This window comes from Pseudomonas sp. BF-R-30 (assembly GCF_019956175.1).
Taxonomy (GTDB): domain Bacteria; phylum Pseudomonadota; class Gammaproteobacteria; order Pseudomonadales; family Pseudomonadaceae; genus Aquipseudomonas; species Aquipseudomonas jessenii.
Map to the genome: position 1 here is coordinate 59579 of NZ_JAHBDE010000016.1, position 19301 is coordinate 78879.

Consider the following 19301-nt stretch of genomic DNA (forward strand, 5'->3'; position numbering starts at 1 on the left):
TTTATTGTTCAGCGCGTCAGTACGCGGGCATGCCGGGCCTGCCAGCCCAGCCGGATGGTCGTGTCGATTGCAAAATGGGCGAATTCAAACTGCGAGGACGGCACGCGCACGATCAGCGGTTTGTCGCTGAGGGGGGTCTGCACGTGCAGGTTGGTGTCGAGGCCGTGGTAGGCGATTTCGACGATCTTGCCGCTGACCTGATTGGCGCAATCGCCGCCCTGCTCCGTCAGCACTAGCAGGCGTTCGGGGCGAACCACCACGGCGACGGATTGGCCGGTCACCAGCGGCGCGTCGGTTTCGACGTTCAGTTCCTGGCCGTTGACCCGCACCGAGTGCTGGCCCGAGCGCACGCCTTCGAGCAGGTTGCTGACGCCGATGAAGTTGGCGACGAAGCGGCTGTTGGGGTTTTCGTAGAGTTCGGTCGGGCTGCCGCACTGGCATACCTTGCCGCCATCGAGCACGGCCATGCGGTCGGACATCACCAGGGCTTCTTCCTGGTCGTGGGTGACGATGATGAAGGTGATGCCGCTCTCGTGTTGCAGGCGTTTGAGTTCCAGCTGCATCTTTTCCCGCAGCTTCTTGTCGAGGGCGCCCAAGGGCTCGTCGAGCAACAACACCCGCGGACGCTTGACCAGTGCCCGGGCCAAAGCCACCCGCTGACGCTGGCCGCCGGAAAGCTGATCGGGCTTGCGCTCGGCCAGCTCACCCAGTTGCGCGGTGCTCAACACTTCATCCACCCGGCGACGGATTTCGGTTTCCGGCAGACGCTCCATTTCCAGGCCGTAGGCAATGTTCTTGCGCACGGTCATGTTGGGAAACAGCGCGTAGGACTGGAACATCAGGTTCAGCGGACGCTTGTTGGCCGGCAGCGGCGAAATGTCATTGCCGTCCAGGTAGATGCAACCACCGCTGGGGGTCTCGAAACCGGCGAGCATGCGCAACAGCGTGGTCTTCCCGCAGCCGGACGGCCCGAGCAACGCGAAGAACTCGTTCTCGCGGATGCTCAGCGACACCTCGTTGACCGCCAGACCGTTGCCATAAGACTTGCTGACCTTATCCAGGATCAGTACCGCGGGTGAATTATTCATGGGTGCGAGGAGCCTTGTTGAGACGCTGCGAAGCCAGCAGCGCGGTGATGCTGACCAGCATCACCAGCGTCGCCAGAGCGTTGATTTCCGGGGTGACGCCGAAGCGGATCATGGCGTAGATCTGCATGGGCAACGTGGTCGAGGCCTGGCCGGAGCCCGAGTTGAAAAAAGCGATGATGAATTCGTCCACCGACAGGGTGAACGAGAGCAAACCGCCGGCCAGCACACCGGGAAAAATCACCGGCAGCAGCACTCGGCGCAAGGTGGTGAACCAGCTCGCACCCAGGTCAATCGAGGCTTCGAGGATCGAATAATCGAAGTGCTTGAGCCGCGTGCGCACCACCGCACAGACGAAGGCGATGTTGAACACCGCGTGGCTGATGATGATCGAGTGCAACCCCAGGCCGACCTTGAGCAGGTTGAAGAAACTCAGCAGCGCAATCGCCAGCACGATGTCGGGAATGATCATCGGCGCCATCAGCAAGGTGTCGACCACCTGGCCTTTGTCGTTGCCCTTGCGGCGCAACTCGATGCCCAGCGCCAGGAACGTGCCAAACACGCAGGCAATGAAGGTTGCTGACAACGCAACGACCAGAGTGTTGAGTGCCGCCGACAGAATCGCCGTGTTGTGCGCCAGTGCCGCGTACCACTTCAGCGATACGCCGCCCCAGGCGGTGGGCAATCCGGACTTGTTGAACGACAGCAGGATCAACACCAGGATCGGTATATAAAGGAAGGCGTACACCAACCCCAGATGCGAACCCAGCACGGTGCCGCTGACAGAACGAGACTGACTCATGAGCGCGCCCCTTCTGCACGACGGGCCACCAGTGCCTGGATGAACAACAGGATCAGCATGATTGCGATCAGGAAGAAACTCAGCGCCGCACCGAACGGCCAGTCCCGTGCCGTGAGGAATTGCGAATAGATCAGGTTGCCGACCATCTGCACCTGCTTGCCGCCCAGCAGATCGGCAGTGATGAAGTTGCCGATGCTCAACACGAAGACAAACACCGCACCGGCGGCGATACCCGGTACGCTCAACGGCAGGATGATCCGGCGAAAGGTCATCCAGCCCGAGGCGCCGAGGTCTTTCGAGGCGTCCCACAGTTCGTTGTTGATCCGCGACAGCGACGAGAAAATCGCGAGGATCACAAAGGGGATGTAGTTGTAGACCAGCCCCAACACGACGGACGACTCGGTGTACAGCAGGCTGATGGGTTCGCCGTTGTAGCCGAATAATTGCAGCATGCGGTTGATCAGGCCTTCGCGGTTGAGCAGCACGATCCAGGCGTAGGTGCGGATCAGGTAGTTGCTCCAGAACGGCAGCATCACCAGAAACAGATACACCGCCTGACGCCGCCGTGGCGCGCGGGCAATCGCATAGGCCGCCGGGTAGCCGATCAACACCGCGAACACCGTGGCCAGCCCGGCGATTTTCGCCGACTTGAGCAGGATGCCCAGGTACAGCGGATCGAACGCACGCTGGTAGTTTTCCCAGGTGAACAACCAGTCGATGCCGCCATACGCACCCCGTTCGACGAAGCTGTAGACCAGCACCAGCAGGCACGGAATCACCAGGAACATCAGCAGCCAGCCGAAGCCGGGCGCAAGAAGCCAGGCCGACAGACGCCTGTCAGCATGCAAAGCACTCATTACCCATATCCTCCCGCCTCAGGACAGAGGCGGCTTGCGAGCGTGGCGAGGCATGCCGGGCATGCCTCGGATCGACGTGGCGTTAGTTCTGCGCCGCCATGATTTCGGTGACGGCGCGGGTGTAGGCCTTTTGCGTGGTGCCGCCCAGGTCGCGCAACTGCTCCATTTTCAGCAGCTCGGCGGGGGCGATGGTCAGATTGGGGTATTGCTTGAGCAAGTCAGCGGACAACCCGGCCATAGCCGCCTGGTTGGGGACTTTGTAGAGGATGTTTTCAGCGACCCAGGCGTGGTTTTCCTTGGCCAGCATGAAGTTGATGAACTTGAAGGCTTCGTCCTGGTGTTTCGAACCTTTGAGCACCACCATGGTGTCCACCCACAGGTCGGAACCTTCCTTGGGCACCACGAACTTGATCGCCGCGTTGGCTTGCGTGCCGTAGTTGCACCAGCCGTCCCAGGCGTGGGCCATCAGCGATTCGCCGGAGGCCAGCTTGGAATAGAAGGTGGTGTCGTCGAAGGAGAGGATGCGTTTTTTGGTGGCGATCAGTTGGTCGCGAACCGCGGCGATTTGCGCGGGGTCGCTGTCGTTGACCGACCAGCCTTTGGCGAGGAAACCGGCGCCGAGCATCCAGCGGTCGGTGGCGAGCATCGTGACCTTGCCCTTGAGGGCATCGCTCGGATTGAGCAGCTCGTTCCAGCTCTGTGGCGCTGGTGTCACCTTGTCGGAGCGGTAGCAGATGCCGGTGGTGCCCCAGGTGTAAGGCACGGAGAACCGGTTGCCCTGGTCATATTCCAGGTGAGTGGCTTCGGGGTAGAGGTTTTTCAGGTTGGGGACTTTGACCGGATCGATGTCCGCCAGCAGTCCCTGCTTGTGCAGGACTTCGGCGAAAGGCGAGGAGACGAACACCACGTCATACCCTTCGCCACCGGAGGCCATCAGCTTGCCCATGATTTCTTCGTTGGTGGCGTGCAACGCCTTGTCGACGTCCACACCGCTGGCAGCCTTGAACTTCTCCAGCGCATCCGGGGCCATGTAGCCGTCCCAGATGGAAATCACCATGTCTTTCGCACTTGCAGCCTGTGAAGCGATCGCCAGGGAAACGGCCAATCCCACGCACAGAAGATCATTCAGCTTGCTCATAAATACTCACCCGACGATTGTTTATTGTTGTGTTCGAAGGCAGTACGGCAAAACGAGAAACGATTGCTTGTGTTTTTTTTTAGAAATTAGGACCAGTATCAAAAGATGTCAACGCTTTTTTACGGCCTGACGCTTCGCCAGCGCATGACATAAGATGAGCACCTGAGTCCGACAGCGGATCACAACGAGAAAAGACGCTTGAGCACGACAGCCGAAAAAAAACCGCGCACCAATCACCTGGAGCTGGCCCGCCGCATCCTCGAGCACACCCAGGAAAGCGCAATGGTGGCCGGCGACCCGGTGGCCGAACAAGCCCTGGCCCGGACCTTCCAGGTCTCGCGCACGCTGATTCGCGGCGCGTTGAAAGTGCTACTGGAAGAAAACCTGCTGAGCCACGAAGCCGGCAAGGGCTACCGACTGCTGGCCTCGCCGGCGGGCCAAGTCTTCAACGCCACCCTGCCGCAAGCCGAGGAAGAAGAATTGGCCGCCTCGGTGCTGCGCGACCGCATGGCCGGGCGCCTGGGCGACAGCATCAGCATCAGCGAACTGATGCGCCGCTACGACATCGGCCGGCCGGCGGCACAAAAGGCCCTGCAGCAATTGAGCGAAAGCCAGGCCATCGAGCGCGGCCCCGGCCAGTCCTGGCTGTTTCGCCCGTCGCTGAACAGCCTGGCCGCCCTCGAAGAAAGCCTGAAATTCCGCCTGATCCTTGAGCCTGAAGCCCTGCTCAGCCCCAGCTTCAATGCCGATCCGCAACGCCTGGCGCTGTTGCGCAGCGCCACGCAAAGCCTGCTCGCCCGCCCCGTGGAAGACTTCGACATCCAACAATTTCGCGAACTGGACATCAGCTTCCACGAACTGCTGGCCCAGAGCTGCGGTAACCGCTTCATCAGCGACGCCCTGCTCCAGCATCAGGGCCTGCGCCGCCTGCCGAACCTGCTGCCATCGGTGAGCGTGCACCGCCTGCAGGAAGCGCTACGCGAACACCTGCAAATCATCGCGCAGATCGAACGCGGGCAGATGGAGATCGCCGCCGACCTGCTGCGTTTGCACCTGCGCCTGAGCGCCGCGCAACGGCCGCAAACCGCCAACCGTGGCATCCCGCAAAGCCATCTGTTCGGGCGTCGCTAACCAGCTCGCAAAAACATGATGATTTTTTTTTGAAAATAAGACAGCATCAAAAACACCTTCAGGAGCGGCGGGTCTGACCCGCCATGGACAGTCCTCGCCATGCAAAAACAAAAACTGATCGCCCTGTTTCCGGAAGCCAGTTTCGGCGCGGCCTTGAACTGCATTGGCATCGCTCAGTCGCTGCGTGAACTGGGCGCCAAGCCGGTGTTCATCTGCCATGAACATTTCCAGGGGTTGTTCGCCGAATACGGTTTCGACGAGTACCCGATTCCGCAAGCGAGCCCGTTGTCGGCGGCGGAACACCAGCACTACTGGGAACGCTTCATCGAGCGCAGCATTCCCTACTTCGACCAGACCCCGCTGGCACAGATCGACAGCTATGTGGCGCCGGCCTGGGAAGCCATCATCGATACCGCCATCGAAGCGGAAAAACCCTTGCAGCAGTTGCTCGGCCGCCTCAAGCCCGACGTGATCGTGCTCGACAACGTGGTGATGTTCCCGGCCATCGCCAACGCCGGTTGCCCGTGGGTGCGGGTGGTGTCCTGCGCCGAAACCGAACTGCCGGATGCGGCCGTTCCGCCGTACCTGTCCGGGTGCCTGACCAGCGACACCCAGGCCTGTGAGCGTTACACCGAGCAGTACCTCAAGGCTGTCGCGCCAGCTCATGAACGCTTTTCGCATTTTCTCCTCGGCAACGGCACCGCGCCGTGCCCAGCGGGGCAGTTCCTCACCGACTCGCCATGGCTGAACCTGCTGCTGTCACCGACGCCAGTGCGCTATGAGCGCCAGCAACCGCTGGCCCCGCAACGCTACGTGTACCTCGACGGTTGCGTGCGCCGCGAAGCGCCGTACATTGTCCCGGACTTTCCACGGCACAACGACGCGCCGCTGATCTACCTCAGCTTCGGCAGCCTCGGCGCCGCCGACACAGGGATGATGAAACGCCTGATCAGCACGATCGAAAGCTTGCCGTACCGCTTCCTGGTCAACGTCGGCGCCTACCGCGACATGTACACCACCGTGCCGGACAACGTGTACCTGGACAGCTGGTTTGCCCAGCCGGCGGTGCTCAAGGAATGCCAGTTGTTCATCCACCACGGTGGCAACAACAGCTTCTGCGAAGCGCTGTACTTCGGCCTGCCATCGCTGATCATCCCCTATTGCTGGGACGGCCACGACAACGCCGCCCGCGCCGAGGAAACCGGCGTCGGCCGCTACCTGCCGCGCTTTGCCGATCCCCTGGCCGCCCTGCCCGCCGCCCTCGAACAACTGCTGGCCGATCAAGCGATGAAACAACGCCTCACATCGTTCAGCGAGCGCATGCAGGCGACCCGCGGCACCGACATTGCCGCGCGGGTGATCCTGGCACTCTAGCCATAACAACAAAAACCGTCGGGCAACCGAACGCAATCGTCGCTGCCCGACACACCGCCGGAGTTTCAGCATGAATGCCCCATCGCTTCTCGATGCGCTTGACCATGTCCTGCCCCATCCCTTCTGGCAGGACACCGTCACCCCGCCGCCCGCCGCACCTTCCGTCACCGGCACGGTGCAATGCGACCTGGCCGTGGTCGGCGGCGGGTTCACCGGATTGTGGACCGCCCTGCTGGCGCGTCAGCGCAACCCCGGGCTGAGCATTGCGATCATCGAGGCACGACGCTGCGGCGGTGAGGCCAGCGGGCGCAACGGCGGTTTCTGCGCGCCGAGCATTTCCCATGGAGTGTCCAATGCGCTCAAGCGCTGGCCGGATGAAGCCGAGCAACTGATCCGCCTCGGCCGGCAGAACCTCGATGAACTGGCCGCCGACCTGCAACGCTTTGGCATGCACGTCGAGTTCGAACGCCATGGCAAACTCAACGTCGCCAGCCAACCGTGGCAGGTCGACGGGTTGCGCTCGATGCAGCGTAACTACGCGCGATTCGGCATTGACTGCGAGTGGCTGGAAGGCCGCGCTCTGACGCAGAAACTCGACTCCCCGGCGTATGTGGCCGGCCTGTTCGAACCCAATTACGCCCTCCTCAACCCGGCGAAAATGGCCGCTGAATTGCGCCGCGTTTGCCTTGAACAAGGGGTCCAACTGTTCGAAAACAGCCCGGTCCTGAAACTCGATGCCCGCCGCGACAGCCTGTGCCTGCCCACTGCCGACGGCGAAGTCATCGCCGGGCAAATCGCCCTCGCCACCAACATCGCCCCGCCGCTGCTCGGCCATCTGGCATCGAGCGTGATCCCGGTCTACGACTACAGCCTGGTCAGCGAACCATTGAGCGATGCGCAGCTGCGAGCCATCGGCTGGACCGGTCGCTACGGCATCGCCGACGCCGGCAACCAGTTCCACTACCTGCGCAAGACCGCCGACAACCGTATTCTCTGGGCCGGCTTTGATGCCATCTACCATTTCGGCGGGCGCCGCGACGAAGCCCTGACCCAGCGACCGCAAAGCTTCCAGCGCCTGGCCGAGCAGTTTCACCAAACTTTCCCGGCCCTTGGCGATGTGCGCTTCAGCCATGCCTGGGGCGGCATCATCGACACCTCGGCGCGCACCACGATGTTCACCGGTTGCGAACACCAGGGCCGCGTCGCCTATGCCTTGGGCTTCACCGGACAAGGGGTGTCCGCCAGCCGCTTCGCCGCGCTGAACATGCTCGACCTGCTGGGCGGCGAGCGCACCGAACGCACCGAACTGCTGATGACCTCCAAGGCGCCGTTCCGCTTTCCGCCCGAACCCTTGCGTTACGTCGGCGTGAAACTGGCCCAGCGCTCACTGGCGCGGGAGGACCGCGACGGTCACCGTGACCTGCTGCTCAAGACCTTCGATGCCTTTGGCATCGGTTTCGATTCCTGATCCGGAGACCACCATGTCCACAGCCCTGCCCCGGCACGTCATCGACTTCGCCAGCGACCTTGCCCCCCGTGAAACTGAAATCAACGATCCGGCCGTGGTCGACGCGCCTTACCGCAGCAAGAGTTGGCGGCACTTTGTGACGCCTGAGAAAAACGCCGTGGCCGGCATCTGGGAGGCAGGACCGCACCGGGAGCATTGCCAGTGCGATTACGATGAGCTGTGTCACATCCTCGAAGGCACCGTGCGCCTGACCGATGCCGAGGGCGTCGCGCGCACGTTCGGCCCCGGTGATTCCTTTGTGGTCGCCAGCGGATTCAATGGCACCTGGGAAAACCTCACCACGGTGCGAAAGGTCTACTTCATCCTTGGCTAAACGGCCCCGACCGCTACGTCAGGCTGCTGACAGACCTGATTGCGCCCGTTGCGCTTGGCCTGGTACAGCGCGTCGTCTGCGCGGGTCACCAGGCTTTCCGGTGTATCGCCGGGTTGTGCATGGGCCACGCCGAACGAGGCGGTGATGGTGTCCAGCACCGTGTCGGTGCCCCGGGCCTTGACCCGCAGCGACTGGATTTTCAAACGCAGGCGCTCGGCAAAAGCGCCCGCGGCGGCCAGGTCCGGACAATCCTTGAGCACCACGCAAAACTCCTCGCCGCCATAACGTGCCGCGAACGCTTCGCCAGGCAGCGAATCACGCAGCACCCGGGCGACATGCTGAAGCACGCGGTCGCCCAAGGGGTGGCCGTACTGGTCGTTGAATTGCTTGAAGTGGTCGATATCCAGCATGACCAGCGCCACGCCCGTCGCCACGTTGCTCAAGGCCTGTTCAAGCTGGCGGTTGAAGGTGGTGCGGTTGAGCAATTCGGTCAGGCCATCGAGGGTCGCGGCCAGTTGGGCGCGCTCCAGCTTGTCACGCAGGCTTTTGATTTCATGCTGTGCCGATTGCAACTGGGCGAGGAAGTGTTCCTGCTGCCCCTGCATCAGCCGGGTGCTCTGTTGCAGTTGGGTCAGGATGCTCGGCAAGCGCTCGCTGGCGGGCTCTTCAAGCATCTGCAGGTATTGGCCGAGGCTGGCCTGGAAATCCTGGTTACCCTTCACGCTGCGCGATACATCGCGCTCCATGTCGTCGACCAGATTGATCGCGTCCTGCTGCCCGGAGCGGGCGTCCGCCAGTTCATCGCGGATGATGTACTCGCGAAACAGTTTGGCGGCCGACTCCGGCGGGAAGTAGTCGAAGTCATTGACCACCCGGTCCAGGTGCCGATTGAGCTCCGGCTCCTGGCCCTTGCTGTAGGTGTACCAGAGCGCGTAGTGCACCGGGTTGGGCGGAATGTTGTGACGAACCATCAGCGGCACTGCCTGCTTGAGCAACGCCGCCGCCTCGCGGGAGTCTTCTGGATACAGCGCTAGAACAGTCGCACGCGTGTCTGATTGGCTCATGGTTTCACTGTGATTGTTATCATTGGCGTTTGGCAAACTTGCTGAGCATAGCCATACGCCCGGCAAACGACCATCCCGAATTACACAATCATTTCAACCCGGTACGCCTGTGCCACAGGTCCGATCAACTGTTGGTCGGCATCAACCCGGCCATGTTCTGGCGCCGACGGTAAGCCGTATCACGGTTCGCCAGCCAGTAGTACAGCGGTGTGGTGACCACCAGCCCGACCAACCAGGATAAATCCGCACCGTCGATGTGCACTGCCACGGGGCCGGTGTAGATCGGCGTGTTCATGAACGGGATCTGCACCACGATGCCGATGGCGTAGGCCAACAGCGCCTGCGGGTTGAAGCGGCCATAGATGCCGCCGTCGACGCGGAAGATCGAGGCGATGTCGTACTCGCCCTTGTGGATCGCGTAGAAGTCGATGAGGTTGATCGCAGTCCACGGCACCAGCACCACCAGCAACGCCAGTACCAGGTCGACGAAATGCCCGATGAAATCCGCCGAGGCGCCGATGGCCGCCACGCAGCAACCGGCCAGGATGATCAGCGACAGTACCGCCCGGCTCGAAGCAGTCGGAATCCAGCGGTGGGCGAAGGTTTGCAGCAAGGTGATCACCGACAGCACGGCGCCATACAGATTCAGGGCGTTGTGGCTGATCACGCTGAGCAGGAACAGCACCAGCATCAGCGGGCCGATGGCGCCGGTCGCGAGTTTCACCGCGTCCATGGTGTCCATGCCCACCGGCGTTGCCAGCACGGCGACGGCACCGAACACGAAGGACAGGATTGAACCCAGCGAGGAGCCGAGGTAGGTCGCCCAGAACGTCGAACTGACCTTCACGTCTTTGGGCAGGTAGCGCGAGTAGTCGGACACGTAGGGCGCGAAAGCGATCTGCCACAGCGCCGCCAGCGACACCGTGGCCAGCCAGCCGGAAATGTTGAAACTGCCACGGGTCAGGAAGTCATCGGTCTGCACGTGGGTCAGGATGTAGCCGAAACCGAGCACGATGCCGAGGCCCAGCACCCAGGTGCCGATGCGATTGAGCACGTGGATGAAGCGGTAGCCAATGATGCCGATGATCCCCGAGCCAAGGCCGCCGAGGACGATGCCGACGGACACCGGCACGCTCTCGACCACGCCATGCAGCGACTTGCCGGCCAGGACGATGTTGGAAGCGAAGAAACCGATGTACATCACGCCGGCAATCACCACCACCAGCAACGCGCCCAGCGAACCGAACTGAGCGCGGCTCTGGATCATCTGCGGAATGCCCATCTGCGGGCCTTGCGCCGAGTGCAGCGCCATCAGCACACCGCCGACCAGGTGGCCGACGATGATCGCGACAATGCCCCAGACCAGGTTCAGGTGAAACAACTGCACGCCAAGCGCGCCGGTAACGATGGGCAACGGCGCGATATTGCCGCCGAACCACAGGGTGAACAGATCTTTGACCTTTCCGTGGCGATCCTCAGGGGGGACGTACCCGATCGTGTGTTTCTCGATGAGCGGGGCGGATGAAGCGGTGGTGGACATGACGAACTCCAAGGCAAGGATGAGTACGTGTTCGTACTTCGGTGTGCGCGGGCATACCTGCGCATTTCTTGTTGGAGGCGATCATGGCCAAAGAGTGTGGGGAGGAAAATTAGTTAATTTGTGCCTTTAAACCTTAAAAAAGATTGCGTGGTTTTCCGGAATAACCGGCAGAAAAAACCAATAAAAATAAAATATTGATCAGAACACCATGACAACTGAACGACGAAATCCCTGTGGGAGCGGGCTTGCTCGCGAAGACGGTGGCACATCCAACATCGATGTGACTGACATACCGCTTTCGCGAGCAAGCCCGCTCCCACAGGGTCCTGCGTTTTAACTGACTACCATCACCACTGCGCGAAGTCGGCAGAGCATGAACACGAGGTATTGCACTGTGCTTTTTGTGGGAGCGGGCTTGCTCGCGAAGACGGCGGCACATCCAACATCGATGTGACTGACATACCGCTTTCGCGAGCAGGCTCGCTCCCACAGGGTCCTGCGTTTTAACTGACTACCATCACCATTGCGCGAAGTCGGCAAAGCATGAACCCGAGGTATTGCACTGTGCTTTTTGTGGGAGCGGGCTTGCTCGCGAAGACGGCGGCACATCCAACATCGATGTGACTGAAGTACCGCTTTTGCGAGCAAGCTCGCTCCCACAGGGTCCTGCGTTTTAATTGACTACCATCACCACTGCGCGAAGGCGGCAAAGTTTGAACCTGAGGGTTTGCACCAGGCTTTTTTGTGGGAGCGGGCTTGCTCGCGAAGACGGCGGCACATCCAACATCGATGTGACTGACATACCGCTTTCGCGAGCAAGCCCGCTCCCACAGGGGTTATGTGGTGCCTGTGTTAGCGCGCAGCCCAGGCATTGAAGCGCTGTTCAAGTTCCTCGCCATGGTCAACCCAGAACTCCGCGTCCACGGCCCGCGCGCCGGCCAGGTTGGCCTCGGCGGTCGGCAGTTGGTCCTGCACATCCTTGGGCAGCAATGGCAGGGTCTGGCGATGCACCGGCCCGTAGGGGATGGTTTCCGAGAAGACTTTTTGCGTCTGCGGCTGGCTGGCAAAGGCGATGAAGTTTTCCGCCAATGCCTTGTTCGGCGTGCCTTTGACCACCGCCCAGTATTCCGGATCGTACAGGCTCTGCGGCCAGACGATGCTCAGTTTCATGCCTTCCTTCTGCGCCGAAGCGATCCGGCCGTTGTAGGCCGCGCTCATCACCACGTCACCGGCCACCAGCCATTGCGCCGGCTGCGCACCCGCCTCCCACCACTGGATGTTCGGCTTGATCTGGTCGAGTTTGGCGAAGGCCCGCGTCACGCCTTGCGGGGTTTTCAAGATCTTGTACACGTCGTCCGCCTTGACTCCGTCGGCGAGCAACGCGATTTCCAGGGTGTACTTGGCGCTCTTGCGCAGGCCGCGCTTGCCCGGGAAGTCGGCGACGTTCCAGAAGTCGGCCCAGGACTGCGGCGCCTTGGCCTGCTTGCTCTGGTCGTAGGCCATGACCATCGACCAGACATAGGTTGCGACACCGCACTCGGTCAGCGCACCCGGCACGAAGTTCGCCGAATCACCGAAGCGTCCCGCATCGAGCTTCTCGAACAGGCCCTCTTCGCAGCCACGCAACAACTCGGGGCTTTCGACTTCCACCACGTCCCAGCTGGTGTGACCGGCGGAGACCATGGCCTTGATCTTCGACAGCTCGCCGTTGTACTCCCCGGCGATGATATTGCCCGCGCCGCTGGCGTTGAAGGGCTGGAAGTAGGCCTTATCCTGGGCCTGTTTGGTAGCACCACCGAAGGAAATCACGGTGAGGTCCTGGGGGGCCGCCCACACACTGGCACTCAACAACGCCAGGGCAAACGGAACACTGCAACGCAAGGATCTGGACATGGATCGCTTCCTCGGGGCTTGTCGGCCCGTTGTTGTTATGGGTGTTCGGATTCACTCAAGTAAGCCGCCAGGCGATCCATCAAGCGGTCACAGGCCGCCATCTGATCAACGCTGACAAATTCATCGGGCTTGTGCCCCTGGTCCATGCTGCCGGGACCGCAGACCACCGATGGAATCCCGGCCCGATCGAACAGCCCGCCTTCGGTGCCAAAGGCCACGGTGCTGAACTCGTCACTGCCGCACAGCTGGGCAATCAGCCGGGCCGCTGCGCTGTCGGCGGGTGTCGCCAGGCCGGGATAGGCCGAGATTTTTTCAAAGCGGATACCGGTATCGGTGTCCACGGCCTGCATGGCCGGCAGCAACGTCTGCTCGGCGTAGTCCTGCAACTCATCGACGACCACTTGCGGGGCGAAGTCCGGCAAGGCGCGGATCTCGAAATCGAAACGGCAGTCCGCTGGAACGATGTTCAGCGCCGTACCGCCCTGGATCACTCCGACCTGCACGGTCGAGAACGCAGGATCGAAGCGCTTGTCGTGCAATGGCGGCCGGGCCAGGGTGGCGCCGATGTCCCCCAGCCGACCGATCAGGCGTGCAGCCTGCTCGATGGCATTGACCCCATAAGGCGCGTAAGCCGAATGACAGGCGGCGCCGCGCACGTGACACCGCATCGCCAGCTTGCCCTTGTGACCGAGCACCGGCTTGAGTTCGGTCGGCTCGCCGATCAAACACAACGCTGGTGTCGGGATGCGTTGGGGCAGCACTTCCAGCAAGCCGCGCACGCCGAGGCAACCGACCTCTTCGTCATAGGAAAACGCCAGGTGCACCGGGCGCTTTAAAGGGCTGGAGAGAAACATCGGCACAGCGGCCAGCACCGAGGCCAGATAGCCCTTCATGTCCGCGCTGCCGCGACCGTAAAGCTTGCCGTCCGCCTCGCTCAGGCAAAACGGTTCGACCGTCCAGGCCTGGCCATCCACCGGCACCACGTCGGTGTGCCCGGACAACACGATGCCGCCAGCCACACGCGGGCCGACCGTGGCCAGCAGGTTGGCCTTGGTCCGCTCGGCGTTGTAGATCAGTTCGCAATCCACGCCCAGTTCGTGCAGGTAGTCGTGCACGAACTCGATCAGCTCCAGGTTCGAATCGCGGCTGACCGTGGCGAACCCGATCAATCGCGCGAGCATGGCGCGGCTGCGCAACTCACTCATCGCCGGGCACTCCATACGCGGGGGCCAGGGTCGGATTGAGGGCGCGGGTCAGGTAGTCCTGCAATTGCGGCTCGTAGGCCGTCCACAGTTTGCCCAGCTCGCCAATCGGGTTTTCCTCGGCCCAGTCCACCCGAAGGTCGACAATCGGCCAGGTCAGGTCACCCACCACCGACAACGCCGCCGAGTGCACCGCGCCGGCTTCGCCGCCAGCGTCCTGCCCGGCCTGCAAGGCGCTCATCAGCCGGGTGGCGAGGCAGCCTTCGCTGTTTTCGAACGCCGCGACCATTGCCTCGATCACCCCACTGTTGGCCAGCAGGTTGCCGGCCGCCACGCATTGGTCACCGGCCACAGCGTTATTGATGCCCAGGGCATGGTTGCCACTGAACACCGCCGTGCGCCCGTGGGCATCGACCACCGCCACCTGGCGGTATTGGCTGTAGCCGTTGCGGGTCAATGAGTGGTCCAGCGCCTGGGGCGGCGCCGAGCCGTTGGCCAGTTCATCGAGGATCTGCGGGCCGAGGGCCGGCAGCGTGATGTTCTGGCTCGACACCGCGCCGACACCGGCCCGCAGCCACGGGCAGCGCGCGCCGACGGCAATGCTCGAAGAGCTGATGGCAATGCCCAACTGGCCGGTCTCGGCGCAGCGACCCACGATGGAAAAAGTCATGGCGAATTCCTTATTCAGGGATGACAGCGATCACATCAATTTCCATCAGCCACTGCGGCTGGCCGAGGGCGCTGACCACAAGGCCGGTGGAAATCGGGAACACGCCCTTGAGCCACTTGCCGACCTCCTGGTACACCGGCTCGCGATAGCGCGGGTCGATCAGGTAGGTGGTGGTCTTGACGATGTGGCTCAGGTCGCTGCCCGCCTCTTCCAGCAGTTGCTTGACGTTGCGCATGGCCTGCTCGGCCTGGGCGCGCGGATCACCGAGGCCCACCAGTTGGCCGTTGAAATCGGTACCGACCTGACCACGCACATACACGGTGTTGCCGGCGCGCACGGCCTGGCACAAATCGTTGTCCAGCGTCTGGTTCGGGTAGGTGTCTTTGGTGTTGAACATGCGGATGCGGGTATGAGTAGGCATTAACGAACTCCCATGAGGCTGGCTTTGTGAATAGGTGCACGGGCGGCTTCGGCTTGACGCTGGGTCGCATCCCGGTAGTTGAGATAGGTGTGCTGTTTAACGATGTGGTCGGCGATGTGCTTGGCGTCGTGCCAAACGCCCCAGATAAACGCGGAGCCACGACGGGACTGCCAAGGCAACCCCACGAAATACACCCCCGGCTCGGCCGACACACCGCGCTGGTGCTGCGGCTTGCCGTTTTCCTTGAAGGCATCGACCTTCAGCCAGCTGTAATCGGTTGAGTAACCAGTGGCCCAGATAATCGTGGTGACACCGGCCTTGAGCAGATCCAGTTCCAGGATTGGATTGGTCACGCAATCCGGGTCCGCCAGCATGGCCCGGGCTTCGGGTTCCAACGGCAGGTCCAGGCCATTGCGTTCGATGTAGGCGTCGGCCTTGTCGAGCAACGCCAAGTAGTTTTCATCGCCGCGCTGGATGTTGTCAGCGAGGTTGTTTTCGAAACTCACCATGGCGCCGTTGAACGCTTGGGTCAGGCCAACCAGGGTCATGCCCTGGTGAGCCAGCCGGCGGAAGTCCACGGTGTGGCCGCCACGGGCACCGCTCACGGCGATGGTCACGTGTTCCTTGCCCGGTTGCATGGCTTCGGCATCCCACTCGCCAAGCACCCCCAGCCACCAGCAGAAATCACGGTTGCGATAGGCACGCGGCGGACGATCGTGGGCGCCCACCGACAGGTAGACCTGCTTGCCGGAACGTTGCAGTTCATCGGCGATCTGCACGCCCGAGGAACCTGCACCCACCACCAGCACCGCGCCTTCGGCCAGTTGCTGCGGGTTGTAGTATTGGGCGGAATGAATCTGAGTGATGCCAGCGATCTGTGGGGCAATCGGCGGAATGGCCGGACGCTGGAACGGACCGGTGGCGACCACCACATGCCGGGCCTCGATCACGCCATCAGAGGTTTCAACGGTGAAACCGGGACGGTCGGTATTGCGTTCGACTTTCTTCACGTCCACGCCGGTACGGATCGGCGCGTTGAACTTGCGGGCGTAGGCTTCGAAGTACTCAGCCACCTGCTCTTTCCCGGCGAAGGCATCCGGGTCCAGACCGTCGAATTCCAGCCCCGGGAAGCGGTCGTGCCAGGCCGGGCCGTTGGCTACCAGCGAATCCCAGCGACCGGTGCGCCAGGCTTCGGCGATACGATTGCGCTCCACAACGAGGTGAGGCACACCGAGCTTGCTCAGGTGTTCACTCATGGCCACGCCGGCCTGGCCGGCGCCAACAACAAGCGTATCAATTTCGGTTTTATCAACTGTCATGGCTGTGCACTTCTGAAAGGTGGTTTGATTCAGGTCGGTCATGGCTGCCGCCTCGATTCTGATCACTGTTGTTCTTCTGCTTGGGCTATCGGTGTCAGGGTGTTGGCCGCATTCTGTTCGGAGCCGGGAAATAGCGAAATTATGTTTTTTGTGGTTGCTGGCGAGGAAAAAGCGTCGAGCCGACCGGTCGGCTGTGCAAGGTTGCGGGAGGCCTGATCCCGGCCTATGGTCCTAGCGATGCAATGCCGGCGATTGACGCCTGATGGCACAGCGCCGGTCGATGTCCACCCAGTGCGAATAGCGCAAGGAAGTGACGACATGACTGACAACTCCCGCCCTGCCGTGCTCGAACTGATCGGCAATACACCTCTGGTACGCGTCAGCCGATTCGATACCGGCCCGTGTACGCTGTTTCTCAAACTCGAATCCCAGAATCCCGGCGGCTCGATCAAGGACCGCATCGGTCTGGCGATGATCGACACCGCCGAACGCGATGGCCGCCTGCGCCCTGGCGGCACCATCGTCGAAGCCACCGCCGGCAACACCGGCCTCGGCCTGGCCCTGGTCGGCCGCGCCAAGGGTTACCGAGTGGTGCTGGTGGTGCCGGACAAGATGTCCACCGAGAAGGTCTTGCACCTCAAGGCCATGGGCGCCGAGGTGCACATCACCCGCTCCGACGTCGGCAAGGGCCATCCCGAGTATTACCAGGACGTCGCCGCACGGCTGGCGGCGGAAATTCCCGATGCGTTCTTCGCCGACCAGTTCAACAACCCGGCCAACCCGCTGGCCCACGAATGCAGCACCGCGCCGGAGATCTGGGCGCAAACCCAGCATGATGTGGACGCCATCGTCGTCGGCGTCGGTTCGGCCGGCACCCTCACCGGGCTGACCCGTTTCTTCAAACGGGTACAGCCGGACCTGGAAATGGTCCTGGCCGACCCGGTCGGCTCGGTGATGGCCGAATACAGCCGCGGTGGCACCCTCCCCACCCCCGGTTCCTGGGCTGTGGAAGGCATTGGCGAAGACTTCATCCCGTCGATTGCCGACCTGTCCAGCGTGCGCCACGCCTATTCGATCAGCGACGAAGAAAGCTTTGATCATGCCCGCCAACTGCTGCGCGCCGAAGGGATTCTCGGCGGTTCGTCGACCGGCACCTTGCTGGCGGCGGCGTTGCGTTACTGCCGCGAACAGACCCAGCCGAAACGGGTCGTCAGCTTCGTCTGCGACACCGGTACGCGTTACCTGTCGAAGGTCTACAACGACCAGTGGATGAACGATCAGGGCCTGCTGCAACGCAAGCACTACGGCGACCTGCGCGACCTGATCGCGCGGCGCTTCGAGGATGGCCGAGTGATCAGCGTCGGCCCGGATGACACGCTACTGACGGCTTTCCAGCGCATGCGCCTGGCGGATGTCTCGCAGCTGCCGGTGCTGGTGAAGGGGCAGCAACTGGTCGGCGTGATCGACGAGTCCGACATCCTGCTGGGCGTGCATGAAGACGTTGCGCACTTTCGCAGGGCCGTCTCCAGCGCCATGACCGACAAACTGCAAACCCTGTCCCCCGATGCCACCCTGGCTGAACTGGAAGCCGAGCTGGGCCGTGGACTGGTGGCGATCATCCAGGATGCCTCGGGCTTTCACGGCCTGATTACCCGAACCGACATGCTCAACCATTTGCGGAGATCCCTGCCATGAGTCAACAGGATAAAAACACCCCGCCACAGGGCTTCGCCACCCGGGTGATCCACGCAGGGCAAGCGCCGGACCCTTCGACCGGGGCGTTGATGCCGCCGATCTACGCCAACTCCACCTACCTGCAACAGAGCCCCGGGGTGCACAAAGGCCTGGACTACGGGCGCTCGCACAACCCGACGCGCTGGGCGCTGGAACGCTGCGTGGCCGACCTCGAAGGCGGCACCCGGGGCTTTGCCTTCGCCTCGGGGCTGGCGACCATTTCCACGGTGCTCGAACTGCTCGACGCCGGCTCGCACATCGTTTCGGGCAACGACCTGTACGGCGGCACCTTCCGCCTGTTCGACAAGGTGCGCCAGCGCAGCGCCGGGCACCGCTTCAGCTTCGTCGACCTGACCGACCTGGCGGCGTTCGAAGCGTCCCTGCAAGACGACACACGCATGGTCATGGTCGAGACCCCGAGCAATCCGCTGCTGCGCCTCACCGACCTCTCCGCCATCGCCCGCACCTGCCGCGCCCGCGGCATCATCTGCGTGGCCGACAACACCTTCGCCAGCCCGTGGATCCAGCGCCCGCTGGAGCTTGGCTTCGACATCGTGCTGCACTCGACCACCAAATACCTCAACGGTCACTCCGACGTGATCGGCGGTATCGCCGTGGTCGGGCAGAACGCCGAACTGGCCGAGCGCCTGGGTTTCCTGCAAAACGCCGTCGGCGCCATCGCCGGCCCGTTCGATGCCTTCCTCACCCTGCGCGGCGTGAAGACCCTGGCGCTGCGCATGGAGCGACATTGCAGCAACGCACTGGCGCTGGCGCAGTGGCTGGAGCGCCAGCCACAAGTCTCACGGGTCTACTACCCTGGCCTGCCGTCGCACCCGCAACACGAACTGGCCCAACGGCAAATGCGCGGTTTCGGCGGGATGATCTCCCTCGACCTCAACAGTGACCTGGCCGGTACCAAACGCTTCCTTGAAAGCGTGCAGATCTTCGCCCTGGCCGAAAGCCTGGGCGGCGTGGAAAGCCTTATCGAACACCCGGCAATCATGACCCACGCCACCATCCCGCCCGATACCCGCGCGGAACTGGGGATTGGCGATGGGTTGGTGCGGTTGTCGGTGGGGGTTGAGGATGTCGAGGACTTGCGAGCTGATCTGGCGCAGGCGTTGGCAAGGATGTAATCACCTGAATGGTGGGACACCGCAAAACCTGTGGGAGCGGGCTTGCTCGCGAAGACGGCGGCACATCCAACATCGATGTGACTGACGCGCCGCC

General features: G+C 62.4%; 17 protein-coding genes. 6 read left to right on the top strand and 11 right to left on the bottom strand.

What is annotated here, in order from left to right:
* Positions 1-8: 8 nt before the first annotated feature.
* The 4 genes from KGB20_RS10890 to KGB20_RS10905 form a co-directional block, all read right to left on the bottom strand.
* Positions 9-1088: an ABC transporter ATP-binding protein gene (locus KGB20_RS10890; RefSeq protein WP_154947380.1), complete on the bottom strand. Its 1080-nt coding sequence runs from the start codon at positions 1086-1088 to the stop codon at positions 9-11.
* Positions 1081-1887 (bottom strand): ABC transporter permease, encoded by an 807-nt coding sequence (locus tag KGB20_RS10895; RefSeq protein ID WP_159390206.1) that lies wholly within the window; start codon positions 1885-1887, stop codon positions 1081-1083. The genes KGB20_RS10890 and KGB20_RS10895 overlap by 8 nt, the downstream gene beginning before the upstream one ends.
* Positions 1884-2744 (bottom strand): ABC transporter permease, encoded by an 861-nt coding sequence (locus tag KGB20_RS10900; protein ID WP_150815039.1) that lies wholly within the window; start codon positions 2742-2744, stop codon positions 1884-1886. Before KGB20_RS10900 ends, KGB20_RS10895 begins: the two co-directional genes overlap by 4 nt.
* An 82-nt stretch (positions 2745-2826) precedes the next feature.
* Positions 2827-3882, bottom strand: a complete 1056-nt coding sequence (locus KGB20_RS10905) for a spermidine/putrescine ABC transporter substrate-binding protein (protein WP_154862013.1) — start codon at positions 3880-3882, stop codon at positions 2827-2829.
* Between the two features lie 198 nt (positions 3883-4080).
* Between KGB20_RS10905 and KGB20_RS10910 the strand changes: the two genes are divergently transcribed.
* The 4 genes from KGB20_RS10910 (at position 4081) to KGB20_RS10925 (ending at position 8228) form a co-directional block, all read left to right on the top strand.
* On the top strand, positions 4081-5013 hold the full coding sequence (locus KGB20_RS10910) for a GntR family transcriptional regulator (protein WP_150815041.1): 933 nt from the start codon (positions 4081-4083) through the stop codon (positions 5011-5013).
* Between the two features lie 99 nt (positions 5014-5112).
* A complete protein-coding gene (locus KGB20_RS10915; protein WP_223532233.1) occupies positions 5113-6387 on the top strand; it encodes a nucleotide disphospho-sugar-binding domain-containing protein in 1275 nt (424 codons plus the stop codon).
* A 70-nt stretch (positions 6388-6457) separates the two neighbouring features.
* Positions 6458-7855, top strand: coding sequence for an NAD(P)/FAD-dependent oxidoreductase (locus tag KGB20_RS10920; RefSeq protein ID WP_159390208.1), 1398 nt, complete (start codon positions 6458-6460; stop codon positions 7853-7855).
* A gap of 13 nt (positions 7856-7868) precedes the next feature.
* Positions 7869-8228 carry a cupin domain-containing protein gene (locus KGB20_RS10925; protein ID WP_150815044.1) on the top strand — a complete coding sequence of 120 codons (360 nt, stop codon included), beginning with the start codon at positions 7869-7871 and terminating at the stop codon, positions 8226-8228.
* Here KGB20_RS10925 and KGB20_RS10930 read toward each other — a convergent pair.
* From KGB20_RS10930 to KGB20_RS10960, 7 genes are all read right to left on the bottom strand, one after another.
* Complete coding sequence (locus tag KGB20_RS10930; protein ID WP_150815045.1) at positions 8225-9292, bottom strand: GGDEF domain-containing protein; 1068 nt, start codon at positions 9290-9292, stop codon at positions 8225-8227. The two genes, KGB20_RS10925 and KGB20_RS10930, sit on opposite strands and share 4 nt — an antisense overlap.
* Positions 9293-9416: 124 nt before the next feature.
* The gene (locus KGB20_RS10935) at positions 9417-10832 is read right to left on the bottom strand and encodes a purine-cytosine permease family protein (RefSeq protein WP_090456237.1); all 1416 of its coding nucleotides are present in this window, start codon (positions 10830-10832) and stop codon (positions 9417-9419) included.
* An 852-nt stretch (positions 10833-11684) separates the two neighbouring features.
* Positions 11685-12725 carry an ABC transporter substrate-binding protein gene (locus KGB20_RS10940; RefSeq protein ID WP_102671907.1) on the bottom strand — a complete coding sequence of 347 codons (1041 nt, stop codon included), beginning with the start codon at positions 12723-12725 and terminating at the stop codon, positions 11685-11687.
* A gap of 35 nt (positions 12726-12760) precedes the next feature.
* Positions 12761-13930 (bottom strand): acetylornithine deacetylase, encoded by a 1170-nt coding sequence (gene argE, locus KGB20_RS10945; protein WP_159390210.1) that lies wholly within the window; start codon positions 13928-13930, stop codon positions 12761-12763.
* On the bottom strand, positions 13923-14597 hold the full coding sequence (locus tag KGB20_RS10950; RefSeq protein ID WP_090456242.1) for a DUF1028 domain-containing protein: 675 nt from the start codon (positions 14595-14597) through the stop codon (positions 13923-13925). Before KGB20_RS10950 ends, argE begins: the two co-directional genes overlap by 8 nt.
* A 10-nt stretch (positions 14598-14607) precedes the next feature.
* On the bottom strand, positions 14608-15018 hold the full coding sequence (locus KGB20_RS10955) for a RidA family protein (protein WP_003201555.1): 411 nt from the start codon (positions 15016-15018) through the stop codon (positions 14608-14610).
* Complete coding sequence (locus tag KGB20_RS10960; protein WP_223532235.1) at positions 15018-16379, bottom strand: flavin-containing monooxygenase; 1362 nt, start codon at positions 16377-16379, stop codon at positions 15018-15020. Before KGB20_RS10960 ends, KGB20_RS10955 begins: the two co-directional genes overlap by 1 nt.
* A 276-nt stretch (positions 16380-16655) precedes the next feature.
* Here KGB20_RS10960 and KGB20_RS10965 point away from each other — a divergent pair, with 276 nt between their 5' ends.
* Together KGB20_RS10965 and KGB20_RS10970 are read left to right on the top strand one after the other, a co-directional pair.
* Positions 16656-18032, top strand: a complete 1377-nt coding sequence (locus KGB20_RS10965) for a pyridoxal-phosphate dependent enzyme (RefSeq protein ID WP_090456244.1) — start codon at positions 16656-16658, stop codon at positions 18030-18032.
* Positions 18029-19207, top strand: coding sequence for a trans-sulfuration enzyme family protein (locus KGB20_RS10970; protein WP_154947373.1), 1179 nt, complete (start codon positions 18029-18031; stop codon positions 19205-19207). The genes KGB20_RS10965 and KGB20_RS10970 overlap by 4 nt, the downstream gene beginning before the upstream one ends.
* Positions 19208-19301: the final 94 nt, after the last annotated feature.